This window comes from Pseudoalteromonas sp. 13-15, from assembly GCF_001468205.2.
Lineage (GTDB): Bacteria > Pseudomonadota > Gammaproteobacteria > Enterobacterales > Alteromonadaceae > Pseudoalteromonas > Pseudoalteromonas marina.
On the sequence record NZ_CP019163.1, the window covers coordinates 306,049 to 332,886 of the forward strand.

At 38.1% G+C, this 26,838-nt stretch carries 19 protein-coding genes; 11 read left to right on the forward strand and 8 right to left on the reverse strand.

Annotation, left to right across the window (positions count from 1 at the left end):
* Positions 1 to 48 precede the first annotated feature (48 nt).
* The 5 genes from ATS72_RS16925 to ATS72_RS19010 all read left to right on the forward strand — a co-directional run bounded on the left by ATS72_RS16925 (position 49) and on the right by ATS72_RS19010 (position 4,905).
* Positions 49 to 1,266, forward strand: a complete 1,218-nt coding sequence (locus tag ATS72_RS16925; protein ID WP_058429358.1) for a phosphopentomutase — start codon at positions 49 to 51, stop codon at positions 1,264 to 1,266.
* 13 nt (positions 1,267 to 1,279) lie between these two features.
* A complete protein-coding gene (deoD, locus tag ATS72_RS16930) occupies positions 1,280 to 1,981 on the forward strand; it encodes a purine-nucleoside phosphorylase (protein ID WP_006794609.1) in 702 nt (233 codons plus the stop codon).
* A 1,423-nt stretch (positions 1,982 to 3,404) separates the two neighbouring features.
* Positions 3,405 to 4,073, forward strand: a complete 669-nt coding sequence (locus ATS72_RS16935; protein WP_058429359.1) for a nuclear transport factor 2 family protein — start codon at positions 3,405 to 3,407, stop codon at positions 4,071 to 4,073.
* An 8-nt stretch (positions 4,074 to 4,081) separates the two neighbouring features.
* On the forward strand, positions 4,082 to 4,402 hold the full coding sequence (locus ATS72_RS16940) for a hypothetical protein (RefSeq protein WP_058429360.1): 321 nt from the start codon (positions 4,082 to 4,084) through the stop codon (positions 4,400 to 4,402).
* Positions 4,403 to 4,770: 368 nt separating this feature from the next.
* Positions 4,771 to 4,905 carry a hypothetical protein gene (locus ATS72_RS19010; RefSeq protein WP_257790777.1) on the forward strand — a complete coding sequence of 45 codons (135 nt, stop codon included), beginning with the start codon at positions 4,771 to 4,773 and terminating at the stop codon, positions 4,903 to 4,905.
* A gap of 294 nt (positions 4,906 to 5,199) precedes the next feature.
* On the opposite strand, the gene ATS72_RS16945 is transcribed toward ATS72_RS19010, so the two are convergent.
* Positions 5,200 to 6,084, reverse strand: coding sequence for a tetratricopeptide repeat protein (locus tag ATS72_RS16945; protein WP_058429361.1), 885 nt, complete (start codon positions 6,082 to 6,084; stop codon positions 5,200 to 5,202).
* 675 nt (positions 6,085 to 6,759) lie between these two features.
* Between ATS72_RS16945 and katG the strand changes: the two genes are divergently transcribed.
* Positions 6,760 to 8,937: a catalase/peroxidase HPI gene (katG, locus tag ATS72_RS16955; RefSeq protein ID WP_058429362.1), complete on the forward strand. Its 2,178-nt coding sequence runs from the start codon at positions 6,760 to 6,762 to the stop codon at positions 8,935 to 8,937.
* A 378-nt stretch (positions 8,938 to 9,315) separates the two neighbouring features.
* Here the strand turns inward: katG and ATS72_RS16960 are convergent, their stop codons facing one another.
* The 4 genes from ATS72_RS16960 to ATS72_RS16975 form a co-directional block, all read right to left on the reverse strand.
* Positions 9,316 to 9,762, reverse strand: a complete 447-nt coding sequence (locus tag ATS72_RS16960; RefSeq protein WP_074210181.1) for an REP-associated tyrosine transposase — start codon at positions 9,760 to 9,762, stop codon at positions 9,316 to 9,318.
* Positions 9,763 to 10,060: 298 nt separating this feature from the next.
* Positions 10,061 to 11,659, reverse strand: coding sequence for an ABC-F family ATPase (locus ATS72_RS16965; protein WP_010556085.1), 1,599 nt, complete (start codon positions 11,657 to 11,659; stop codon positions 10,061 to 10,063).
* A 219-nt stretch (positions 11,660 to 11,878) separates the two neighbouring features.
* Complete coding sequence (locus ATS72_RS16970; protein WP_058429364.1) at positions 11,879 to 12,616, reverse strand: substrate-binding periplasmic protein; 738 nt, start codon at positions 12,614 to 12,616, stop codon at positions 11,879 to 11,881.
* Positions 12,617 to 12,655: 39 nt separating this feature from the next.
* On the reverse strand, positions 12,656 to 13,399 hold the full coding sequence (locus ATS72_RS16975; protein ID WP_058429365.1) for a transporter substrate-binding domain-containing protein: 744 nt from the start codon (positions 13,397 to 13,399) through the stop codon (positions 12,656 to 12,658).
* Positions 13,400 to 13,644: 245 nt separating this feature from the next.
* Here ATS72_RS16975 and ATS72_RS16980 point away from each other — a divergent pair, with 245 nt between their 5' ends.
* Positions 13,645 to 14,766 carry a cysteine desulfurase family protein gene (locus ATS72_RS16980; RefSeq protein WP_058429366.1) on the forward strand — a complete coding sequence of 374 codons (1,122 nt, stop codon included), beginning with the start codon at positions 13,645 to 13,647 and terminating at the stop codon, positions 14,764 to 14,766.
* Between the two features lie 11 nt (positions 14,767 to 14,777).
* On the opposite strand, the gene ATS72_RS16985 is transcribed toward ATS72_RS16980, so the two are convergent.
* From ATS72_RS16985 to ATS72_RS16995, 3 genes are read right to left on the reverse strand one after another with little or no spacing between them, the layout of a single operon-like run.
* Positions 14,778 to 15,674 (reverse strand): phosphoadenosine phosphosulfate reductase family protein, encoded by an 897-nt coding sequence (locus ATS72_RS16985; protein WP_058429367.1) that lies wholly within the window; start codon positions 15,672 to 15,674, stop codon positions 14,778 to 14,780.
* Complete coding sequence (locus tag ATS72_RS16990) at positions 15,658 to 19,056, reverse strand: hypothetical protein (RefSeq protein WP_058429368.1); 3,399 nt, start codon at positions 19,054 to 19,056, stop codon at positions 15,658 to 15,660. The genes ATS72_RS16985 and ATS72_RS16990 overlap by 17 nt, the downstream gene beginning before the upstream one ends.
* A 1-nt stretch (position 19,057) precedes the next feature.
* On the reverse strand, positions 19,058 to 19,996 hold the full coding sequence (locus tag ATS72_RS16995; protein WP_058429369.1) for a DUF4007 family protein: 939 nt from the start codon (positions 19,994 to 19,996) through the stop codon (positions 19,058 to 19,060).
* A gap of 229 nt (positions 19,997 to 20,225) precedes the next feature.
* On the opposite strand from ATS72_RS16995, the gene ATS72_RS17000 reads away from it, so the two are divergent.
* Genes ATS72_RS17000 through ATS72_RS17015 form a run of 4 tightly spaced genes read left to right on the forward strand, consistent with a single transcriptional unit; the run spans position 20,226 to position 26,755 of the window.
* Positions 20,226 to 21,872 (forward strand): DEAD/DEAH box helicase, encoded by a 1,647-nt coding sequence (locus tag ATS72_RS17000; protein WP_058429370.1) that lies wholly within the window; start codon positions 20,226 to 20,228, stop codon positions 21,870 to 21,872.
* On the forward strand, positions 21,872 to 23,680 hold the full coding sequence (locus tag ATS72_RS17005; protein WP_058429371.1) for an ATP-binding protein: 1,809 nt from the start codon (positions 21,872 to 21,874) through the stop codon (positions 23,678 to 23,680). The genes ATS72_RS17000 and ATS72_RS17005 overlap by 1 nt, the downstream gene beginning before the upstream one ends.
* Positions 23,680 to 24,612, forward strand: coding sequence for a phospholipase D-like domain-containing protein (locus ATS72_RS17010; RefSeq protein WP_058429372.1), 933 nt, complete (start codon positions 23,680 to 23,682; stop codon positions 24,610 to 24,612). The genes ATS72_RS17005 and ATS72_RS17010 overlap by 1 nt, the downstream gene beginning before the upstream one ends.
* Before the next feature lie 52 nt (positions 24,613 to 24,664).
* A complete protein-coding gene (locus tag ATS72_RS17015) occupies positions 24,665 to 26,755 on the forward strand; it encodes a DUF262 domain-containing protein (protein WP_058429373.1) in 2,091 nt (696 codons plus the stop codon).
* The last annotated feature ends 83 nt before the right edge of the window (positions 26,756 to 26,838 follow it).

The window sequence follows — 26,838 nt, forward strand, 5'->3', positions numbered from 1 at the left end:
AATCGTTCAGCAGATAAAGTAACCACCTAGAAACAAAGTGAGGTCAAAATGGCAAGAGCAATTATCTTAATGGCAGATAGCCTAGGAATCGGTGCAGCACCAGATGCAGATAAATTTGGTGATCTTGGCGCCAATACATTCGCTCACTTACTAAAAGCATATTACGACGAAACAGGCAGCGCACTTTCGCTTCCTAATTTATCTAAATTAGGTTTAGTAGACGCCTGTGAAGCCGCAGGTGGAGAAACGTGTTTAGTTTCAGACCGCCAAGCACCAAAAGGTGCATGGGGTTACGCTAAAGAACTTTCTAGCGGAAAAGACACTCCATCAGGCCATTGGGAAATGGCTGGCGTGCCTGTGTTATTTGACTGGGGATATTTCCCAAAAACACAGCCCAGTTTCCCACAAGAATTTGTAGACGAGTTTATAGCTCGTACAGGTATTCCTGGCATTTTAGGCAATTGCCATGCATCAGGAACAACCATATTAGAACAGCTAGGTGAAGAGCACGTAAAAACAGGTAAACCAATCTGTTACACCTCAGCTGATAGCGTGTTTCAAATAGCCGCGCATGAAGAGTCATTTGGCCTAGAGAAGCTTTATCAAGTTTGCGAAATCGCACGGGCGCTGCTTGATGAAATGAATATAGGGCGAGTGATTGCGCGGCCATTTTTGGGTTCAAATAGTCAAGACTTTGCACGAACAGGTAATCGTCGTGACTATTCAGTACTTCCGCCAGCACCAACATTGTTAGATGTTTTAGCAAAAGACGGCGGCGAAGTAATTAGTATTGGTAAAATTTCAGACATATACGCGCATCAAGGCATAACCCAAAAGCACAAAGCACCAGGGCTTATGAACTTGCTTGAAAAAACCAGCGAGGTTATTTCAACAGCACCTGATCGCAGCTTAATTTTTACCAACTTGGTTGATTTTGATGAAAAATTTGGTCATCGCCGTAACCCGGTAGGTTACGCTAAAGCATTAAAAGAATTTGATGACTATTTACCAACTATACTAAACCAGTTAAATGCAGATGATGTATTAATGATCACTGCCGACCACGGGTGTGACCCAACCTTTCCAGGTTCTGAGCACACGCGTGAATACGTACCTGTGATAGCGTACAAGCCTGGTATGGATAATACACCGCTAGGTGAACGAAACAGTTTTGCAGATATTGGTCAAACACTAGCACAGTGGTTTAACTTGTCTGAGCTTGAATATGGCGACAGCTTTTTAACTAAATTAAACGCGCCAAAATAAAAGGAAACAACGAATGAGTACTCCTCATATAAATGCAAATGTTGGTGATTTCGCCGAAACAGTTTTAATGCCAGGCGATCCGCTACGTGCGCAATATATTGCTGAAAACTTTTTAGATGATGCTGTACAAGTAACTGGTGTACGCAACATGTTTGGCTTTACAGGTACTTACAAAGGTAAGCCAGTAAGCATTATGGGTTCAGGCATGGGTATTCCATCAATGTCTATTTATGCACGTGAGCTAATTGTTAGCTTTGGCGTAAAAAACATTATACGCATTGGTACATGTGGCGGTATTGGTACCGACATTAAAATCCGTGACGTAATTTTTGCACAAGGTGCAAGCACAGACTCAAACGTAAACCGTGCACGTGTTCGTGGTTACGACTTTTCTGCAATTGCAGACTTCGACCTACTTTTAAACGGCGTTAATGCAGCAAAAGAGCTAGGTATTAAAGCAAAAGTAGGTAACGTATTCACAACCGACACTTTCTACCAAGCAGACGACACTTTCTACAAAGATTTAGATAAGTTAGGCGTTCTTGCAGTAGATATGGAAACAGCCGGTTTATATGGCGTTGCAGCTGAGTACGGCGCAAACGCAATGGCATTATTTACCGTAAGCGACCACGTGATCACTGGCGAAGCAACACCTGCTGACGAACGTCAAAGCACGTTTAACGAAATGGTTAAAATTGCATTAGAGTCTATCTAATCAATAAAACAGTTCCTTGGTAACGTATTCACTAAGTTTTGGAGACACGCCCAAAGTGAAGTGAGACTAACCTCCAAAGCCGCATTTTATGCGGCTTTTTTTATGCCTTAATAATTATAAAATCAATTAGTACCAGACTCTAAAAGCGCAGCGTCTCTTAACCTCTTTTTGAATAATGTTTCAAAAACGTAATGCACAAAGAGAACAGAATGAGAAGAAAATGAGTAGCCAAATGAATAGGTTAGAGCTTTGTCTTGTAGACGCACGCTAGAGGGGCAGCTTCTTATTACTTAAGAATAGATATGACCACAGAGCGCACCGAGGCGCTTCGCGCTACACAGAGTTAAAAGCATTTTTTAGTCACTACTCCTGGTCTTCTCCTTCACTTCTCGGTGGTGAAATAATCACTTTTATAGCAGTTGCTATTAAACGAAAGTAAAGCGAGTCTGTAGGCTACATTCAGCCACTGCTTTTGAAATCTTAATGCACAAAGAGAAGCGAATGAGGAGTAAATGAGAAAACAAAGTGAACAGGTTATAGTTTAACTTTGTTTTTTAGACATAGAGCTTGCTCACTTTAGAGGTGTCGCTTCTCACTTCTGGTCAAATATTAAATTACTTATTTTTTACCTCTAAAAGCGCAGCGTCTCTCAACCTCTTTGTGAATAATGGGCTTTTAAATCTTAATGCACAAAGAGAAGCAAATGAGGAGTAAATGAGAAGACAAAGTGAACAGAGTGAGGAGTAAATGAGTAGCTAAAATAAATTGGCTAGGGCTTTGTTTTGTAGACGTAGAGCTTGCTCACGTTAGAAGCGTAGCTTCTTGTTACTTAAAAAGGTATCACCACAGAGCACACCGAGGCGCTTCGCGCTACACAGAGTTAAAAATATTTGTTAGTCACTACTCCTGGTCTTCTCCTTCACTTCTCGGTGGTGAAATAAGCACTTTTATAGCAGTTGCTATTAAACGAAAGTAAAGCGAGTCTTTAGGCTACATTCAGCCACTGTTTTTGAAATCTTAATGCACAAAGAGAAGCGAATGAGGAGTAAATGAGTAGCCATAGTAAGCAGGGTTAACTGATTTTGTAGACGAAGGCTTGCTCACGTTAGAAGCGTAGCTTCTTGTTACTTAAAAAAGGTATCACCACCGGGTGCACCGAGGCGCTTCGTGCTACACCGAGAAAACCAGGAGTAACAACTAGTCACGGCTTCTGTCCTTTCCTTTACTTCTCGGTGGTGAAGCAATCACTTTTCATACCATCATTAAAAATTATGTGTTTAACAAAATTATTTTAAAAGCTGGGTTAAACTCAAGCTAAACTTCGCAATGAAAGCCAAGGTTATTCATTTAATTGCTACCCGAAAACGTTAAAATTTGCTATGTTGCAATACAATACACGCTTAGTGTTTTTATTAGGAAAGTTATGAAATCGTTATCTATTTTTTTTGCTTTATTTACCTTTACGCTAGCAGTAAATAGCTATGCCACAGAGTCTACTACCGATCAGCAAAAAGCGGATGAAAAAGTAAACACACTTGAATATAAAGCCCCTGAGCTTAAAAAACCGGTTGTTGACCCAACCAGACCAGACGACTCAAAAGTGTTAGGCGATGAAACCCCCAAGCCCGTTGAAAAGCCTAAAAATAAAATAGAAAAAGCAGCAGCCGTAGCCGAAGCAGAAAAAGCAGTGGCCCAAGCAAAAGAGGCCTTAACAGCTAAACAGCAAGCTAAAGCTAAGCAATCACGAGAATCACTTGCTGTGGTTGAACAACTTATAAAAGCCTATAACGCGCGCAACATTGAAGAGTTTATTCGTGTTTACGATGAAGATGTAGAGTTTTATATTTTCCCCAATGAGCTATTATTTAAAGGAAAAGAAAAACTAATAGCACGTTATGGTTTAATGTTTAAAAAGCTAAAGTGTATTCACTCATCGCCAATTAAACGCATAGTACATGGTGATATAGTAATAGACCATGAGCTATCAGAAACCTGCTCAGCAGACGAAAACGTAATAGATAAACGCTCAGAGCTTGTATCGAGCTATCAAATTAAAAACGGAAAAATAATTCGCGTATTATTTTTTCGTTAAGGATTATTATGCAAATTACTGACGACAAAAAACTTCGCTTAATGTACCGAGTAGAGCCCGGTTGTTTAGGCCCCGAAGGCGCACAACATATTGAAGATTTTTGTCGTTATGCTAACAAGCATATTAAGTCACCTTATTATGCACAATTCGTTTTTTTACCGCGTTACGATAAACAAAAAGACGAACGCCAATACAGCGTAAAAAGCCGTAACCTATCGCAATTGCAGGTTAAAAAGTACTTTAGTCACTTTGAAATCGATATGGATGGCTTTGAAGAGCAACTCGACGAGCTACTCACCAAAGCAATCGACTTGTACTTTAAACGCTAACACCTAAAGCTCCGAACAAAATTAAAGCGGCCAAAGGTACACTTAGCACGTATGCTTTATTAAATCACTTAGCCCCTAACTCTAAAAGCGCAGCGTCTCTTAACCTCTTTGTGAATAATGGGTTTTAAAACAGTAATACACAAAGAGAAGCGAATGAGAAAACATAATGATCTGGGCAATGCTTAGCCTTGTCTTGTAGACGTAGAGCTTGCTCACGTTAGAAGCGCCGCTTCTCATTTCAGGTCAAATATTAAATTACTTAGTCCCTAACTTTAAAAGCGCAGCGCTTCTTAACCTCTTTGTGAATAATGGGTTTTAAAACAGTAATACACAAAGAGAAGTGAATGAGGACTAAATGAGTAGCCATAATGCACAGGATAGAGCTTTGTTTTGTAGACGTAGAGCTTGCTAACGTTAGAAGTGAAGCTTCTTATTACTTAAAATTAGATATGACCACAGAGTGCACAGAGCGCACCGAGGCGCTTCGCGCTACACAGAGTTAAAAACATTTTTTAGTCACTACTCCTGGTCTTCTCCTTCACTTCTCGGTGGTGAAACAATCACTTTTATAGCATGAGTAAAACGTTGTTATTAAACGGAAGTAAAGCGGCCAAAGGCACACTTAGCACGTATGCTTTATTAAATCACTTAGTCCCAGCCTCTAAAAGCGCAGCGTCTCTTAACCTCTTTGTGAATAATAATCTTTTAAAACCTTAATACACAAAGCACAGGGCTTTATTACAGCCATAAAAAAAGAGCTTTCGCTCTTTTTTTCAAACTATATAAGCAAGCTAAACTTACTCGCCCGCCACAATAGTATTAAAGCTATTATTATCGTGAAGGCTTGCAAATGCACTTTCGTGAAGTAACTCATTACGTAAGTTAGGCGAATACTCAAGTGCCATTTTTATATCGGCCAGCGCATCGGCGTGCTCGTGTATTAGCGCAAACGCACAGGCACGTTGCCAATACGCATAACCGTAATCGCTATCTATATCAATTGCTTGGTTACATAAATCAATCGCTTTGGCGGTTTGATTAATTTCAAGCAGGGCGTCAGCTTTGTAGGCAATAGCTTCAACGTCTTCAGGTTTACGCTTTAAAATTTCATCAAAAATCTCGATTTTATTAGCATAATCACTTTCTAAATTTGCGCGCATCCACAACGAGTGAACCTCATTTGTAATCGATATACGTTCTTGGTTACTGAGTATTTCTTCAGAACGTACACGCAGCTTTTCTTCTAATACTTTTAAGCGCTCTTCGTACTCATCGGTAATAACACTCACGCGGGTATTTACAATATCTTCTACTTTATTTTTAACATCGCGCAGCGAGTTCCAGCCAACAAGTACCAAAATAGATGCCGTCGCAGTAATAATAAAAAACACATTATTTATAGTATCGGTAGTGTAAGTAAGGGCTCTATCGGCAGTGTCTAATTGCGCATGCGTTACTTGTTTAGTAACGTCTTCACGTAGTTTTTGCTGATCTTGGCGAACCGCTTTTAGCTCATCTAAAATGTAGCGTTCCATAAGCGGTTTGTACATAGGCTCTTTAAGTTGCTCGAGCGCTTGCTGTTCTTGTAGCTTTGAGGGGGCTTCTGTTTGTTGCTCAGCTGCATTAGCCATTGTTAAAAACAAAGTAAAACAAATACATAGTAAATAAAAGTAATAACGCATCAACATGCCCAAATAAAATAATAAATTGCAAAAATAATATTAACACGCACAACCTAAACTCACTAGGGCGGGTTTTGTTTTGAAGGCGAGTTTACAGCACATTATAAATTATTATCACTAAAGCATTGTGCAGCAATAAATTTTAGGCAAAAAAAACCAGCTCTGGGTGAGCTGGCTGAAACTGCTAAAACATCAAAGGTTAGGGAAAACTTAACTACCGCTAGCTAACAATAATCAGCTAACAAAAAACAAATAAATTAGAGTTATAAAGTAAAGGTGTATTGGGCTTAGTAATACACCTTTAACATTATAACTACAATTTCATGGTGAAGGGGGGTATTCCTATGTGCGCTGTGGTAAACCAAAGCCACTTTCAAACCCTTCACATACTATTACGCCGCTACTTTTTAATTCGATCATCGTTATTTAAAAAAAGATCAAAAATTTATAAATGCTCGTTTTTAAATACCAATCAAAAATACAAATCGGTCCAATCGTTTTAAATACGGTGCATTTGTTGGCACAGCTCAAAAAATAAGCCTATATTGATAATTCAAAATAAGTACAAGTATATAAGCAGTTGATTAAGCAACATTTGCATGAATTCAAAATAGTAATACCTAAACAAATTAACCATTGCTTACGTATTTTATTTTAGACCAAGAGGATTAAATAATGAGTAACTCTAGCGCTGGCAAATGCCCGGTAATGCATGGCAGCAATACACAAACAGCAGGCCAAAACACAGATTGGTGGCCAAATGCACTTAATTTCGACATCCTTCATCAACACGATACAAAAAGCTCTCCATACGGTAGCGACTTTAACTACGCTGAAGCATTCAAATCCCTAGATCTAGAAGCCGTAAAAACCGACTTAAAAAACTTAATGACACAAAGCCAAGATTGGTGGCCAGCCGATTGGGGCCACTATGGCGGTTTAATGATCCGCATGGCATGGCACTCGGCAGGTTCGTACCGTTTATCTGACGGACGTGGCGGCGGTGGCACGGCAAATCAACGCTTTGCCCCTTTAAACTCATGGCCCGATAACGCCAACCTCGACAAAGCGCGCCGCTTACTTTGGCCAATTAAAAAGAAATACGGTAACAAACTCTCGTGGGCCGATCTCATTATTTTAGCGGGCAATATGGCGTACGAATCAATGGGGTTAAAAACCTTTGGTTTTGCCGGTGGCCGTGAAGACATTTGGCACCCAGAAAAAGACGTATACTGGGGCGCCGAAAAAGAATGGTTAGCACCAAGCGACGAACGTTACCAAAATGTTGATAAACCCGACACAATGGAAAACCCGTTAGCGTCTGTTCAAATGGGCCTAATTTACGTAAACCCAGAAGGGGTAAACGGTAAACCCGACCCGCTTAAAACCGCAGCACAAGTTCGCGAAACGTTTGCCCGCATGGCAATGAACGACGAAGAAACGGCAGCGCTTACCGTAGGTGGCCACACAGTTGGTAAAACACACGGTAACGGAAAAGAGTCAAACCTTGGCCCAGAGCCAGAAGCGGCTGATATTTCAGAGCAAGGTATGGGGTGGAACAACCACAAAACACGGGGCATTGGCCGCGATACAATGACATCGGGCATTGAAGGTGCGTGGACCACACACCCAACAAAATGGGATAACGGCTACTGTGACCTTCTTTTAAATTACGAATGGGAACTGACAAAAAGCCCAGCAGGCGCTCACCAATGGGAACCTGTAAATATTAAAGAAGAAGACAAACCGGTCGATGTAGAAGACCCATCAATTCGCTTAAACCCAATTATGACCGATGCCGATATGGCCATGAAAATGGACCCAGCGTACCGCAAAATAATTGAGCGTTTTCATAACGATTTTGAATACTTTTCAGACGTGTTTGCTCGCGCATGGTTTAAACTTACGCACCGCGACTTAGGGCCAAAAGCGCGCTACCTAGGTGCCGATGTACCAAGCGAAGACTTAATTTGGCAAGACCCAATTCCAAGCGTTGATTACACCCTAACAGATACCGAAATCGCCGATTTAAAAGTAACACTACTTAATTGCGGCGTAAGCGCCAGCGATTTAATTAACACCGCATGGGACAGTGCGCGTACGTACCGAGGTTCTGATTACCGAGGCGGCGCAAACGGTGCACGTATTCGTTTAGCCCCGCAAAAAGAGTGGCAAGGCAATGAACCAGAACACTTAGCAAGTGTGTTAACGGCTCTTGAAAAAGTACAAGCTGGGTTAAGTAAACCTGTTAGCATGGCCGATTTAATTGTACTTGGCGGCACAGCAGCGGTTGAACAAGCCGCTAAAAACGCAGGGGTAGAGGTTAACGTACCGTTTGCGCCAGGGCGCGGAGACGCAACCGACGACATGACCGACGCCGAATCGTTCGACGTACTTGAACCTATTCACGACGGTTTTAGAAACTGGCTGAAAAAAGACTACGTTGTGTCTGCAGAAGAGTTATTACTTGAGCGCAGCCAGCTAATGGGTTTAACAGCACCAGAAATGTCGGTACTAATGGGTGGCATGCGTATGCTTGGCACAAACCATAGCGGCACACAACATGGCGTATTTACAAACAATATAGGAACGTTAAGTAACGACTTTTTTGTAAACCTAACCGACATGGCAAACCGCTGGGAGCCAACAGGTAATGGCCTTTACAACATTGTTGACCGCGCAAGCGGTGCAACTAAATGGACCGCAACACGCGTAGATTTAGTCTTTGGGTCAAACTCAATTTTACGCGCACTGGCAGAGTTTTATGCACAAGACGATAATAAAACCCGTTTTGTTCACGACTTTGTAAATGCATGGGTAAAAGTAATGAACGCCGACAGGTTTGATATTTAATAAACCTAAGTAACAGTTAAGAAGGAGCAGCAATGCTCCTTTTTTGTTTTTAAAAACGGGGCTTTTAAAACCGTATTGCACAAAGAGAAATGAATGAGGAGAAAATGAGAAGCCATAGTAAGCAGAGTAAACTGATTTTTTGTAGACGAAGAGCTTGCTCACGTTAGAAGTGCAGCTTCTTGTTACTAACTTTTAAAGCGATTCCTCTAAAAGCGCAGCGCCTCTCAACCTCTTTGTGAAAAATGGGCTTTAAATCTTAATGCATAAAAAGAAGCGAATGAGGAGTATATGAGTAGTCAAAGTGAGCAGGGTTAACTTATTTTGTAGACGTAGAGCTTGCTCACGTTAGAAGCGACAGCTTCTTGTTTTACATGCTATTTAATTTAAATAAATACAATCCCAAAATGGATATTGCCCGACACTTTTTACTATGCCAGTTCTTAGTGGGTTAGCAACAATATAACGAGCTTGATTAGTTAAATCTTTTTCAGAACGAAGCTGATGCTCAAAATAATTTTGCTGCCAAATCTTGCCTGTTGTTTCATTTAGCTTATTTATTTTTACAGTCGTTACACTTTTAAAGATTTTTATTACGTTAGCTAGTGAGCAGTCTTTAAGCTGAAATAACCAATGGAGATGATCAGGCATTAATACATAGCAAATTGTATTTACTTTATTTTGCATATCCACAATAGCCTTTGCTGCAATACATGCATTGCCAAATTCTTTAAATAGAGATGCTCTATTTATGCAGCATATAGTCACAGAGTAGAACTGATTATTATTTGAAAAACGATGTGCTAATAATTTTGAGGAGTCATGCATAGGAAAGGAATATATTTTGGCTTTGTATAAACATAGATAAGAATTAATCTAAAACAAGTTTTAAAAAGCCTTGCTTTTTCACGCCAGCAAGCTGCGCGTCTACAAGTTACTTTAAACACTATTTTGTAGACGTAGAGCTTGCTCACGTTAGAAGTGAAAGCTTCTCAGTGCTACAAAAAAAACACGAGCAATAGTTAATTACCTCTTGGTGATGATTTAATTACTTGTTTACTAATACACTTAACCAAGCACAAAAAAGGCGCTAACTAAGCGCCTTTTAAACTAAAAACCAATGGGTTTATGCTTTTTTCTCTTCGCAGCTTGCAAGGTACTCGTCAAACGTACCCTGAAAATCAATAACCTGCTTATCTTTAATATCAATAATACGCGTAGCTAACGACGACACAAACTCACGGTCGTGGCTTACAAAAATAAGCGTGCCTGCAAAGTCTTTAAGCGCATTATTTAACGCTTCAATGGCTTCCATATCCATGTGGTTTGTTGGCTCGTCCATTACAAGCACGTTCACGTCTTGCATCATTAACTTACCAAATAACAAACGGTTTTTTTCACCACCTGAACAGTTACGCGCTTTTTTGTTTGAATCGTCTGCTGTAAACAACAAACGGCCTAACATGCCACGAACCATTAAATCGTTATGCTTGGCCGTACGCCACTGCGACATCCAATCAAACAACGTTAAATCGTTATCAAAATCTTTAGTGCTGTCTTGCGGGCAGTAACCAAAGCTCGCATTTTCAGACCACTTAATTTCGCCTTCGTTACTTTTAAGCTCGTTAACTAAACAGCGTAAAAAAGTAGTTTTACCCACACCGTTTTCGCCAATTACCGCAAGCTTTGCACCGGCTTCTAGTAAAAACTCACCGCCACTAAATAACGTTTCACCATCAAAACCATGGCCAAGCTTGTTAACTTCAAGCGCTTGGCGGTACATTTTTTTGCCTTCGTCAAAACTTAACGATGGGCTCATACGGCTTGACGCTTTAACTTCATCAAGCTTAATTTTATCCATTTTTTTAGCGCGCGAACTTGCTTGCTTAGCTTTAGACGCGTTAGCACCAAAGCGGTTAACAAAGTCTTGTAGCTCGTCAATCTCGGCGCTTTTTTTAGCGTTTTCGGCTAACAGTTGCTCGCGCTGCAAGCCTGCCGCTTCTAAAAACTTCTCGTAGTTGCCTGGGTAAATACGCAGCTCGCCGTAATCAATGTCGGCCATGTGTGTACATACCGAATTTAAAAAGTGGCGGTCATGCGAAATAATAATCATGGTGCATTTACGTTTATTAAGCTCATCAGCAAGCCACGTAATAGTATGAATATCCAAGTTATTGGTAGGCTCATCGAGTAGCAGTATATCTGGGTTTGCAAACAAGGCCTGTGCCAAAAGCACACGAAGTTTCCAGCCTGGAGCAACGTTTGCCATTAACCCATAATGAAACTCTTTATCTATACCCGCTTCTATTAGTATTTCTTCAGCGCGGCTTTCGGCGGTGTAACCGTCCATTTCGGCAAAAACGCTTTCAAGGTCGGCCACTTTCATGCCGTCTTCTTCGCTCATTTCGGGTAACGAATAAATACGTTCACGCTCTTGCTTCACTTTCCAAAGCTCAACGTCGCCCATAATTACCGCATCTACCACCGTGTATTGCTCAAATGCAAACTGGTCTTGGCTAAGGTTACCTACTTTTAACCCCGGGGTAATCGACACATTACCCGCACTTGGCACAAGCGCACCGCTTAAAATTTTCATGAAGGTCGACTTGCCGCAGCCGTTAGCGCCAATTAAACCGTAACGGTTACCGTTACCAAATTTAGCTGAAATGTTTTCAAACAACGGCTCTGCGCCAAACTGCATCGTAATATTTGCGGTGGAGATCAAAAAGGGTAATCCTAGAATGAGTACTGACAGGAGCGTGTTGCAGCAAAAGGCCACAAACAACATCAAGCAATAGGGTAAATTAGCTGGCGAATTATACAGATCAGCCACAATTAATGAAAGGTAAAAGGCAGCTAATTTATAACCAATCTTAAACGCACTTTAACGGTGCAAAAAGCCTTAAAATTTGCCTAGCAAGTAAAGGAGGTTAACTAAGTAAATTTACTGGTGTGATTGGTAAATACGCTCAATAACCGCTTTATTGTTAGTAATATACGAATTAATAGCTGCTATATCGTCGGCAGTAACCGTTTTTTTACTCAGCATAAAGTGCACATTATTAACGTTTATGGGCTCAACCAATGCCGCAGGCATAATGTTTGAATACTGCTTTGTAAAATATTGCGCCACTAACGAATCATCAATTAAAAAATTAATGCGCTGCTTGTTAAGCAAAATAAAACGCTTTTTAGACTCCCCCGTAAGCACCACTTGGTTTGCATACTGCGTGCGTAATTGTTCAAACGCATCGCCAAAAACACTCCCTCTGTTTACACCCACCGTAAGCGATTTTTTAAATAACTCGTTAATGCTATTCACATTAGGCGAGCTGGCGTGCTTATATAATAGCATTTTTTCAACACGGTAAGGTAACGTAAAGTGAGCATACTCAGCGCGCTCTGCCGTTTTGCTGGCAGCAAAAATTAAATCAACACGGCCCTGTTTTAGCTCTTCAAATGCACGTAACGAGCTAGGTAACACACTAAAATTTAAGCAATAAGGAGAGCTTTTAAAAATAGCCTTAAGTACGTCTATTTCAGTACCACCCAGGGCATTGTTTTTTAATATTACATAAGGCGGCCAGTAACTTTCGTTGGTAGCTACTGTTAACGTTTTAGTGCATCCCCAGGCGTTAAATGCACTAAAAGTAAAAAGGGTTATAAACAATAATATTTTCAAACTACAGCCTTTTGTAAACGGTTTTTAGTGTGTATTTAGTTATAATTTTTCAAACAGTTCTTCTAATTGTGCCTTATGGCTTTGTATTAATTTATTAACCTCAATAACATCTTGCATAGTGGAAGTATTTTTACTCAGCATTAAATGAATAGAGCCTTTGTTAACATAGGTTGTAGTATTAACTCGCTTAATATTGTTTGACTGGCTAATAAAGTACTCACCCACTAACTGGTCTTCAATTATAAAATCGACCCGTTGTTTAGCTAATAAAGCAAAACGCGTTTTTGCTGCACCGGTAAAAATAATTTGTTTTGGATAAATACTTTTTAAGTGCTCAAATTGCTCGCCGTAATAACTCCCTACATGTGCGGCCACGGTGTAGCCCTGTTCAAGCGCATCTTGTAGGTTTTTAACATTATAGTGTTTATTTTTATGCTGATACAGCCACATCACCTCGTTGCGGTAACTATCCGAAAAATAAACATGCTCTGCACGTTTTTCAGTAAAGCTGGCAGCCCAACCTAAATCCATTCGGCCTTTAGTTTGTTCAACAAATGCGCGCTCGGTATTGGGTAAAAACTCAACCTGAACACAATAAGGCGACCCCGCAAATATAAGCCAAAGTGCCGTTACTTCTTTACCCTGTGCGTGGCCGTCTACATTAACTACGTAAGGTGGCCAATAGGTATCGTGCGACGCGACAAAAAACCTTTTTTCGCAAGCCGTGCTCCCAAAAGAGAGGGCTACTAACAAATACACACCGTATTTTTTTAATCTATGCATTATATCCCTCATGCTAGCGACGCAATATGTACAGTATAAACCAGCCTAAAAATTTGGTAGCAAATTTTGTATAAGCATGTAAATAACATTACGGGCTGTAAAAAGTTATGTATTTATAAATCAGGCATAATTTCGTCTTTATGGAGCTATTTCAAATGTATGAATAAATGCTTTTGATAATTTGGTTTTGATCTATTACAAGTACATTATGTTATTCTTTAGGTCTCAGATTAAGGATTAATAAAATGATATATCTTGATTCAGCAGCTTCGCATCCACTACTCCCCGAAGTCAAAATAGCTTTAATAAACGCCTTTGATGATTGTTATGCTAACTCCGCATCTGGGCATCTTTTAGGTGAAGCAGCTTTACAAAGAGTTGATGAAGTTAGAGAGGAACTTGCAGATATAATCGGAGCTTATCCTAGTGAAATCATTTTCACTAGCGGTGCTACAGAGTCTAATAACATTGCACTTAAAAGCCTTTTACTTAGTAGCGATCATCCTAAAGAAAAAAACCATATAGTGATAAGCGCGATTGAGCATAAATGTATTTTTGCAATATGCGAGTATTTAAAGCTACAAGGTTTCGAAATATCCATAGTTATGCCTAATAGTGAAGGAATAATTGAGCCAAAAAATATAAAAGATGCAATACGCCCTTCTACTGCTCTTGTTTCTGTTATGCACGTAAATAATGAGTTAGGGACTGTAAATCCAATTTCAGAGATTGGTCAAATTTGTTTTGAAAACAATATTCTTTTTCATAGCGATGCAGCACAAAGTTTTGGAAAAACAGAGATAGATGTAGACGATATAAATGTGGATATTATGTCGTTTTCAGGACACAAAATAGGTGGCCCAAAGGGTATTGGTGCGGTTTATATTCGTGACTTAAGAAAAAGAAATGTTATGCCAGTAATACATGGGGCAGGACAAGAACAAGGGGTAAGAGGCGGAACTGTTGCTGCTCCGTTAATCTTAGGGTTCGGTGAAGCTATAAACTCTTTTCCACAATCTTATAAAAATTTTGCTAATAAACAGATACGCAGTTACTTTTTAGAACAACTCGTTCAATCTGATATTTCCTTCTCTATAAATGGAAACAAAGAAGCGCTACCACATATAGTTTCGCTTACATTACCCAAAACAAACATTGGTGTTTTAGTAAGAGATAATGAAGACACTTTTTGTTTAGCTCAAGGTTCTGCATGTTCTTCTAAAGAAATTGAAGCCTCACATGTATTAACCGCATTAGGCTTAAGTCGTGAAGAGGCTGAGTATACTTTTCGTATAAGCTTTACGAACCAAATAACAACTATTGATATAGATCTGTTAGTTAGCGCCATAAAAAAAGCGGCTATTTAGCCGCTTTCATTTTATTTATAACATGTTACACAGGCTCCACCGCCTTCTGCTTCGTCATAAATATCGTCCAACTCATTAAACTCACATACACCTTCAAAGTCCCCTAAAAGTGCATTACGGCGCTTTTTCTTATTAAAGCGGGCTACTTTCTTCTCGTGATTTTCAATAATACGTTTTTGTACTGCTGGGTCTTCTAGCGTTTCTAATGGTTGGCCTTGGCCCATCCAATAAAAGCGTTCACCTACAGTGGTATTGTTGTCATCGCCTTTTTCAAAAGCTTTGGCTTCTTCAAATAAATCAGGGTGCTTTTCCATAAGCTTAACCCATTCTATTTTTCTTTGATAAAAGCAAAATGTACAACCAGAGCGAGAGCGCCATTTATAGTATTCAGGTAATTCTAAACCGTTACGTTGTAATATATTTTCAATATCACTTCTAACTATGCCGTGTTCTCTAAAAGGGAAAACAGATTCAATTGGCTTTTCAATCGTCATGTAACCAGAGCGGTCTGGTTCGTCAGCTCTAATCCCTACATAGTTTTTTATTTTGTAACCATCTTGGATAAAGCCATCAAGCCACTGCTCAAATGGTTTTAATTTCATCTGAACGGTACACCAACGGTCGCGTTGAGAAGGTAAGTAATTACCATGCTCTTTTAAAAGGTGGGCAAAATCTTTCTCGCCACGCCCTTCAATATTATTTAACGAACGTGCATTTAAGCGGTGTATATAACCAAGCTTTTCCTCAAGCTGGTCAATAAACTCATTAGTTTCTGGCAGTTCATAACCCGTATCAGTAAAAAAGTATTCTACATCTAATTCCGGGTAAGTTTCTTTAACAAATAATGCCAAAGCACTACTGTCTTTACCGCCAGAGAGGCCTAAAACATGTTTAACTTTTTCCGTCATCTAGCACCTCAGTTTCTGTTTGATCCATCAAATTAGTTAATAAGTTTGTAAGTGCTGCTAGTTGCTTTTCTTTCGGCATTTTTGCGATAGCGTCTTCTATGTTATTCACAGCCGATTGTACATCATCATCAGCAGCTAAATCATGCTTAGTAAAGCTACTAAACTCTTGATGATTACCTTTTTTATCTGTTGTAATAAAGGCGAGAGGTTTAGAGGAACCTTGAGTACTAAAATTACTGAATGACTCTATACGCCTGAACTGTACACATAAATTTTGTAGCTCGTCTAATCCACTTCGTAAATGTTTATCTGTCCAGTTGCGTTCAGGCACACCGGTTAATATATTAATTACAAATTCAAATTTGGTTTTGCCATCAATATAATGTGATAAACGCTTAGCTAAGTCTTTAACCTTAGGGCGTTTAGCTTCTTTTTCAACAACGTCACAGCGCTCTTTTAAAGCAGTATTAAAATCTTCACCAAGCATATTAACAATAATTTGTTTAAAGCCATTTAACAGTATTTCATGCTGAGCGCTTAAATCTTCTATTGCAGTTTTCAGGTTTTTCCCTAATTTCTCTTCCACATCAGGGTCATCTTTCTTAAACCCAAAAACAGTAGGCAAATCATCTAAAATAAGTTTGTAGGGGTCGTTCGCTGCTATTACTTTGTTTCTAAAGTCTCTTGCTTGTTTAGTAAGGCCGTTTTCGCCTGAGCTTGTAAAGCTTTCGCCACTTGTTTTTTTAACCCACGTAGGTAGCTTATGAATAATGCCTACAATATGTTTTGCAATATTTAAAATTGCAGCGTTATTTGTACCTTCACCTAAAGTCGCTTTCGCAAGGTTATCTAATAAGTGACTTTGAATTTCTGATATTTCAAAATACCTCACTGCTGCTTCACTTGGGTATTTATAAATCTTATTTACGAGTTCTTCATCGAGTTCAGGAATAAATACAAACTGTTTTGTTGAATCCCAATCATAAAATGCAACTTGGCCTTCTAATGATTTTAAAAGAGCTAATCCGTAAATTCGGCATAAGCCAGCTGTTAAACCGTATGGAGGTAACATCCACATTTCATAAAGCTCTGCCAAGGTTACATGCTGTTTGGAAGAATTGTTCTTTATAAACTCAAAGCCGCTCTCAAATAAAGCATGCATTTTAGGGTTTGCTGCAATTGCTTCGTTAGTCCAACGGCTTGGAAATAAATAACCTTCAGGGGTTTCACAGTGCCACCCTTTACTTTTTAAACAAGACAGATAAAGGCCTTTTTCTGGCGGGAATGCTTTGTCATCAAATCCTAAGTCTTTCTCATCACCATTTTCAAACATAGCATTCATTAACTTACGAATAGCACTGTTTGCACTACCTGAAGGTTTAGAGCGGTTAACTAACTCATTAATAACAGATGGAGATTTATGAAATATCTTGTCAGCTATATCAGAGGCTATTGTGGCTAAAGGTAATGTTGCTAATTTTTTACCACAGTATGACCAGCTAGTATTTGTATATGCATTCTTTATTTCACTGTCTACATTCGCTTGTGCAAACTTTATTCGGCTTTCTAGCTCGTTTTTAGCAATTAAATCGTGAGTGATCTTTTTCTCTTCTTTTAAAATCTTACGAAGTGCTATTAACTCAATAGCCGCCGTTTTTAAGTTTGTAAAATCTTTGAGTGTGCCTATTGACGCAAACGGCATTTCTTTCGCGTTTTCTTTAAGAGTTTTGGCAACCTCGGGATTTGTTGGTAAAACAAAGTAAGTGAATGCCTCACCTGTTTTTGGTTTAGTTACAAACGTTTCAAATGCAGTGGTATCAAACTTATTTAATAATTTGGTGGTAGCCCAGCGCATAGTGCCGGTTTTATGGTAATGGGCTGTTGCTAAAATATTTTGTGGTGTAGCGCATGCTTCTGTCCAGTCAACGCCTTCGCTAATAACCTCAATTTGCTCACTAATAAGGTTATTAATATCAATATCACTACCTTGAAACACAAATAAAGCATCGTGTTTTTGGCGATAAATAATTACAGTACGTGCTTCTAACTCTTTAATTGCATCATCAACATCATTCACCTTATAACCACGGCAAACAAAGTAATCTTTAATGAAACTTCGTTTAGCATGTAACTGATTATGAAAGCCAAAAATAGTTAATAACGCTATAAGCTTGGTAATGGCAATATGAAGTTCGTCACCTTTTTGCTCTGCTCTATAAATAGCATCAGAGCCTTCGAGCCATGCTTTACTGTCCTGCGAGGTAACAATTAGGTGGTGTAAATTATGGTAAAGGTAATCCCAATACATTTCAGGGCGATACAAAGCAAGCTCTTCATTTAGGCTTGTATAGTTTTCAGTTAAAAATTCTCTAAACCCATATTTTTCGTGGGATGCTAAGAAACCAAATAAGCTACGTTCGTTTTGTGAAAAACGACGACGAGAAACAGGGCCAAGCAATAAACTAACAATAGGGTCTAGTGGCAGTGTTTTGCTAAGTGCATGCTTGTTTTTATTCTGGTTTGTAAAAGCGCCGCTGACAGTACTAATTAAGTCGGCGTATTTAGACTCTATTGCATCTTCCACTTTAGGTGCTCGGTATATCGAATCACCAACAAGCGTTAAAGACTCGTCAATAGATGGATTAAAGCTTAAGTCGCGATAGCGCCCTTGCACTTTGCTCCATTCTTTTTGAGTTTTAACATCTTTGTTTTTAGCGTAGTCAGAAAACGCCTGATGTAAAAAGCCCATAAGTAAAACAGGTCGTTTTGCCTGCTGCACAATATCGGCTAAAGATTGAAATAAATGTAAATCTTTGTTTTCACGAGATTGATAATCTAAAGCTTTACCCATTTCATCAAGTAAAATTAAAACACCGTCTTCATTTTTACTTGGTTTTTGTAGGATCTTTTTTATTTCTGCTAAGCATTTATCATCATCAAAATCAGCTATTTCTGTTTTATCAAAGTCTTCATCAAATGCATTAAGTAAGCTGACTAAAATACTGTTTGCTGGGGCTTCTAAACCACAAACATGTTTAACAGTTTGCCAACCGTTTTTTAACGCAAAGCGCTCTTCAAAATCGGTAATAACACTTTGAGAATTATTTAATTTTTTTAGGGCATAACTACGTTTTTTTGTGTCGGTAGAGAGCAAGCAAGATAAAAACAAAGCAACGGTAGATTTACCTGACCCATAAGGGCCTGTAATTGTAAATGCACGTTGTGTGCTATTTTCAAATTCGCGACTAATAGTATCAAGTACATTTATAGCTGTACCATGCAGTACAAATTCATCTATAAATGGAGAGAAATCAGTATTATCGGTATCAATTCGTGTCGAACTTTTGTAGCGTTGATTTATTGTAATTAAAGATTCAGACATGTTATTTACCGTAGTACATTTTTAAGTAATCGATCGCATTATTTTTTATATCAGTAGATATACTTACTTGACGTAAACCCAGCGAATCCACCCAAGTTACATTCTTACTTGTAAAGCCCTGCGCTTCATCCAACTTTTGCCCTAACCCAGACTCTGAAAGCCTAAATATTCTTCCCGGTGAGCAAGGTTTTGTAAGTAAAGAATCAAAATCAATAGTACCTACATTAGAGTCTTGTGTTTCTGCATTAAAAAACTCAAGCAGTGCATAAATAAATATTTCAACAGGTAGTTCAGGGCGTTCAGCAAGGTTACTTACATAAAAGCCGCCACCATTATCTTGTACTAAATTTAATTCAGCTAAAGGCGATGTAAAATGGTCTTCATCAACTTTAACAGCTTTTTTTGCTGTACTATTTTTTTGTTTTTTGCTGTAAGTATTTAAAAAACAATCTACATCTTTTTTTAGTGTACTTAAGTTACTCAGCTCTGTTTTAACTAGTCGTTTAGCATCGTCATAACAGTCATCTACTAGTTTACTTTTTTCAAAATATTGAACGTTAGAGTAGTTAAAAAAGTAACGATATGCAGTTAGGCTTATGTTGTTAAAGTTCAGCCAAAAATGAATAAGCCATACAGAACCAGGAAGCTCTAAAAAAGGGTCGTGTCCATCTACAGTTTTATCGCCAAATAAAAACTTTCCGTTATTAGCTACAGAGTGAGCTATTTCACCTTTGTTTATTTTTTCTATCACATTAGCCGACTCAGCCCAATACTGAATCGCCTTAACCATATTCTTGCCTACACCTAGTTCAACAATAGAGTGACGTATACTTTCTTCGTTAGAAGAAAAATTGCCTTTATTATTCAAGTGATTAATAGCTTTAAATAGCCATCCATAGCGTAAAGGGAAGGTGTCGTGCCCTGTAAATTTAGCTTTCATGCTTAAAACTGCTCCTGGAGAAATTGTCCAACGCCGCACATATTATACGGATTATTAGCTGAGAGAAAGCTCTAATTTTATGATTTACTGTTTATTTATACAGTTATTGTTGATAAAAAAGTTGTCCAACGGGTTACAAATCTGTACCTTTCTTTGTATTATACATTTTTACTTATCTAATACTTTGATTTAGTGATAAAAGGTTAGGTTCTATATTGAAGGGATATCAATGCTGACAAAAATTCTAGCAAATTTTTCTGAGGATGAACTATTAAGTTTTCTTCCCAAAAATTCAATAAATTTCGCACTGCAACTTGATGCAAAAGATAATCAGATAACAGAAAACAACTCTTACAATAAAAATAAACTTGCCGGTATAGTTGCGAGTGTTAAACAGGTCGACTTTATTTTTGACTCTCAATTACGAAATAAACTTATCGACCGTTTATCTGCAACGCAACTAGCCGAGCTATTTCCAAGCTTTGAACTTGAAGCAAAAAATGTTACACCAAAATACTATGATGCGATAATAAGTTGGGCAAATGATAACCCTAAAAAGTTTGCTGAGTTACTAGGGCTTTCTGTATTGTATGAAAGTCAGCTAGAACAAGATAATGGCTTAAAAAGCATATCTTGTATTGAGCCAAACTACGGTCTCTACCCTTATCAGCAAGGCATTAGTAAACAGGTTTTCTCTCAGCTCGGCCAAAATAAAAAACGAGTATTGATTCATTTGCCTACAGGCGCTGGTAAAACACGTACCGCAATGAATATAGCTTCTGAACATCTCAGGCAATCAGAGAATAACTTAGTTTTGTGGTTAGCAGACAGAGAGGAGCTTTGTTCACAAGCTTACTCTGAATTTTCAAAAGCATGGCAGTCTTTGGGTAACCGTGCCACTTCTCTTTATGGGTTTTATTCAAGTTCCACAGAAAGCCTAAGTGGTATTGACTCTGGCTTTGTAGTTGCTGGCTTACATAAGTTTTTAAGTTTAAGAAAAAGTGACTCAAGGCAACTACAACTTTTATATAGCAAACTAGCTGAAAAAGTCACGCTAGTTATTTTTGATGAAGCTCACAAAGCTGTTGCCCCTAAATTTCAAGAAGTGATTCAAGACTTTATTGATGATGAGGCGTTTCATGCTGACCTAATAGGTTTAACAGCAACCCCAGGAAGAAGCTATTCTGAGGATGGATTATCTGAAGAAGACGCTCGCCTAGCTAATTTTTTCTATAACAATAAAGTATCAATGCAAATTTCGGGCTATTTATCACCAATAGATTACTTAGTAGAAAAAGGTTACTTAGCCAAAGCGAACTTTAAGTCGTTAAATTATGATCATTCAGGTATTGCTGCATACGAATTAAGGGATGCGGGCGGTGTTGAGACAATGACGACTTTAGCAAGTAACATAGAGCGTAATCGACAGATCTTAAAAACGATAATTGATGAATGTAACCTTGGCTCACAAATCATCGTTTTTGCGTGTACCGTAGAGCACGGAATTAACCTTGCTACCGCGCTTGCCTATCAAGGTATAAAAGCAGCATCTATTGATAGTAAAAATGATACAGCTGAGAGCCGCAGAGCGAAAATAGCGCAATATAAAAATGGTGAACTACAAGTTCTCGTTAATTTTAATGTACTAACGGCAGGGTTTGATGCCCCTAAAACTAACGTAACCATAATAGCTAAACCAATGAACTCCTTAGTACAGTATTTGCAAATGGCGGGCCGTGCCATGAGGGGTTATAAAAGCGGCGGTAACAAAGAATGCAATATTTATACAGTCATGGATAACATACCTGAGTTTCAAAGTATTAGCCTCGCATTTGGTTATTGGAATGATATGTGGGCAGAAAAGGAAATAAAATAATGAGTAATAGATTTTTAAGTGCTGAGACCGTTATTGAGTCATTAAGGGATAATGGATATAACAATACTGCTTACGCATTAGCGGAGCTTATTGATAATAGTTTGCAAGCAACGGCTAACCGTGTAGAAGTTGGCTTTATAGAAGAACAATTAAACGCCCGAAAAAATTATACCGTATCAGAAATTTCTCTTTGGGATAATGGTGTGGGTATGGATATCGAGACGCTTAGAGTTGCTATGCAATTTGGTGGAGGTACTCACCGAAAAGATACAGGCGGTATGGGTAAGTTCGGTATGGGTTTACCTAACTCATCCATTTCACAATGTAAGCGTGTTGATGTATGGAGTTGGCAAGCCGGTGGAGAGCCTCATCATACTTATTTAGATGTTGACGAGATGAAAAGCGGTGCACTTGAAGAAGTGCCAATGCCCACAGCAAAAGCGATACCATCAAAGTACGAAAAAGCATTTTTTACTAAAAAACCAGAATCTGGCACATTAATTATTTGGTCTAAGCTTGACCGCTTAAGCTGGAAAACGGGCAAATCTATTTATCGCCATTGTGAACATCTTGTCGGAAGAATGTATCGTAATTTTATTAGTGATGACAATATAAAAATAGAAAGCATTACTTATCGAAAATCAGCGGAAGACAGGCTTGATGTTTACGATAAGGAAACCTTTAAAGCTAATGATCCAATGTACTTGAAAAAGAACACTTCGCTACCAGAGTTACCAGGTAGTTATAAGAATGAGGCTTTTTTTGAGAAGATGGACGAAGAAGTTATTTCTGTTGAATATATTGATGAAAACGGTGAGCCTAAACGAGATGATGTAACCGTTACTACCTCAATGGTTAAAAAGAATATATCAAATCGTATTTTAAAAGACACCGTTGGTAAGTTAGGTGGTACAACTTGGGGTAAGCATTGTAGTAAAAATGTCGGCGTTTCAATAGTTCGTGCTAATAGGGAGTTAGTTTTAAGAGATTCATTTCTGACTTCGGCTCTGAGAGAAAGTAAAGGGCGTTTTATTGGTATTGAAGTATCTTTCCCTCCAACCCTTGATTCTGTTTTTGGTGTAACTAATAACAAACAAGATGCAATACGATTAATTCCTTATGAGATGAAAACAATTTTTACTCAAGCAGGGTTTGATTCTGAGCAAGAATACTTACGAGATTTAGAAGAGAATTCTGATTCATTACTTCAAGTACTTAAAGTAGTGGCAGTAATTAAAAAGCATGTATCAGCTTTAACTAAAGAGTTAGATACAATAAATGTTGAAGGCAAAGCTGTAAAAGGGGAAGAGCCTAAAACAGTGTCTGAAGGCGCAGCATCTAAAGCAACACAAGGCTCTGCACATCGTGAAACTCATGGCCATAAAACTAAAGAAGAAACACCAAAAGAGCTAAAGAAAGAGGATGTTGTTGATCATCTTAAAAAAGCCGGTGGAATGAGTGATGAAGAAGCTGAAGAAAAAGCTGAGCGACTCATCCTAACAGGGAACCGTTTTTTAATTGAAGACGTAGCACGAGATTCTGAAGCCTTTTTTGACGTATCAACAAGTAAAGGTTTAACGCTTGTATTATTCAATACAAACCACGTTTTTTATCAAAAGCTGGTCAGTAAGCTAGATGGTGATGAACTTGAAATCATGCAAACTACAATTGCAGGTTTTGCACGAGTGATGAATGAAACCACCGATGAACGAAGACTCGCTTATTTAAACACTATTCGCCGTGAGTGGGGCTTAGTTATTAGTGAGTTCCTCCAAGGCCCTGAAGATGACGAGTTGGACGACTTTTAATGTCGAGCCTAATCTCAAATACTGAGCTTACAATTCAGCTCGAAGAGTTATTACCTAACTGTAAAAATTTAACTATCATATCTGCTTTTATGACCCAACCAGCGACACGCTGGTTAGGTCAGTTAATTTCTAACAACAAACCTAAAGTTCAATTGATAGGTCGTTTTACACCGATTGATTTTGCAAAGGGTGCAAGTGACTTAAATGCACTTCGTGATTGCATTAACAACGGTTACCAAGTCAAAGCACTTGTAAATCTGCATGCAAAGATTTATCAAATAGATCACGATACTATTTTTAATGGTAGCGCTAACTTAACGGGTAAAGGATTAGCCTTAGTTAATAACGGCAACTTAGAATCATGTAGCAGAGTAAATGCCTGCGAACAATCTAAAGCATTCATTAATAAAATTGTTGAATCAGCAACTGAGTTAAGTATAAATACGCTTGATAAAATGCAGGCGTTTTTAGAACAACTTGATGATGCAGATGAAACGGAGTTACCTGCTGTATGGCCCGAAGAGATACTGCCACAAACATCAGAACTGTTTGTATCAGATTTTCCGTTAGGTAAACCAGGCGTTATTTTGAATGAATACCAGCTCAACCCATCATTACCCTTTGCTCAAATTGAGAATGCTAAAGACGATTTAGCATTAGCGTCAACATTGTTTAAACAAACAAAAGCTTACTGTTGGCTAAAAGCACAAATTACTGAAAATCAATCAGGAAGAGACTTAGGTTTTGGTCAAATCTCAAGGTTTTTGCATGATGCTTTAGCTGATGACCCTACACCTTACCGACAAGAAATAAAAGGTCTACAGGCTAATTTATATTCTTATTTGAAGCTATATGCGAGTGATGAAATAGAAGTCTATATGCCTGGTAGAAGAAGTGAAGTATTGAGGCCAATTAATGTTGATCAATATTAAAATTAAAAAATATCAATGCTTTATACGTTAAAATATTTTTAGGAACTGAGTAATGAAACTAACTGTTAAAGATACAACATCAGCAATAGCTCTATTGGATAATAATGAATTATTCATACCTGCCTATCAGCGCCCTTACCGTTGGGAGGGGGAGAAGTCAAAACAACTGCTCGTAGATATCGCTGAGTATCTGAAGGCACAAAAACGTGACATGTTTAGCCTTATCAATAACGGCCGTTCAGACAGTAGAGTGGAGTATTTTACAGGTGCGACGGTAACAACTATCGATGATAACCGTGCTTTAGAAATCATAGATGGTCAACAACGAACTACTACCTTCTATTTATTTGCATTTATAAGGTATTTAGTACTTGCACGTATATTGCGAGAGCGTATCGATGGGAATGATCAATTAGCGTTAGAGGTCATTGAAAGTGTTATTGATGCAAGAAATTTAGTATTTATAAATGACACCTCTTTCGATAGTTTAAGAAACCTAAAAAGCAAAGTATCTATAGGCGATCTTTCCTTTTCTGAATTTAAATCTGAAGCAGAGAGTTACATCAACTCATTAATTAGAGATTCAATTGAAGATTGCAACTGGAAGCTAAAAATTAGGTATGCTAGAAATCGTATAAATGAAGATTTAACTAAAGCTTTGTCCAGAGGTTGCTCGTTTACTGTAGATAAAACAGGTTTCAAATTAGACATAACTGCAGAAACGGTTTTTCCGTTTGAATCTTATCAATCTACTCTAGAAAGTTGTTTAGAATGGCTAAGTGAAGAAATAGGTCCGCAAAAATCGCTCATTGCAATGCTTGTTAAAGCGGCTACTTTATTATCTAACCTACTTGACGTTGCTTGTGTTTGTAATATAAAAGCTGAAAATCAAAAAGATGCGTATACCTTGTTTGAGATATTAAATGATCGTTCTGAGCCTCTGAAAGATCTTGAAATTGCAAAAAATCTTTTTTATAGGTACGCATTTGCTTCCCTTAATAGTGACGATGAAGAGACTGATAGACAGCTTGATAATGCAGAAGAAAACTGGAATTGCGCGTTTGAAAATAGCAATATAGAAGGAATTGTTTATCTTGCAGGAACAATGTCTATAACAAACGACTTTACTTTAGACTTTAAAAAAGGGCAATTGGCGGATTTACGTAAGGCAATTTCATTTAAACTTGGACAACAGAAAGACTATAGCCTAAAAAATGTTATAAAAGACTTTGATGAGTACAGAAAAATTGGAAAATACATCAATAAGCATTATAGCCATCAACACAGAACACAAGCAGTAGTATCTGAGATATTTAATGACTCTAGAAACTTGGATAGCATATCAATAAGGTATTTTTTAGCTTTAAAGCAAATCAAAGTCGTTGCACTTTTAGCTAACATACTTCCTGCTATTACCGACAGTACTCTACGAAAGCAAGTAGCTTTATCTTCGCTTATTTTTTCTATTCGTTCCCTAGGGTCGATAGATTTACTGGAAAACCTTAAGAAAATTGCTGAAGTTCTTAAAGATAATGAAGCTATAAAAGACCAAGTTAAATTACTTAATGGAAAAACATCTCAAGTTGACGAGATAAATAAATATAGTAATTGGAGCTATACAAAAAGTAACCATGTAACTATTCTTAAAACTGCATTTTCATTATATGCAGCATCTAATGGTGCTAAGTTAGGTTATCATCACATTGATCTAACTAAATTAGCAAACTGGAAAGACCCAAAAGAGTTCGATTTAGACCATATAATCCCTAAATCAAAATATGAGAGTACTGTTGAGGTATCACAAGCGCGGATAAATGAGGGTGCAAAAACTAACTCTTTAGGTAACATGATGCTACTAGGTAGCGTAACTAATAGGAATGATAAATCCAATTCTATAGAGTTTTTAGTCGGAGAAAAAGACAAACCATCTGATGAGCTATCTAAATATACTCACGATGTAAGCCTAGAAGATATAGAAGCAAATAAATACATTAAGGGGATAAGGGATATAATAGCCCGTCACAATATTGAAACAGTGTCAGATAAAGTTAGTGAGCAATTGGCTGATGATGTTAAGGACTTTAATCTAAAACTAATTAAAGAACTCTATACGCTGAATATCATACCTCTCCAAGGTATCTGATAAATAGTGATTTGACATAGCATACTTATTCTATGTTGCTTTATTTTTCATTGGCTGTACTAGCTCTGACAGTTACCCGTTTT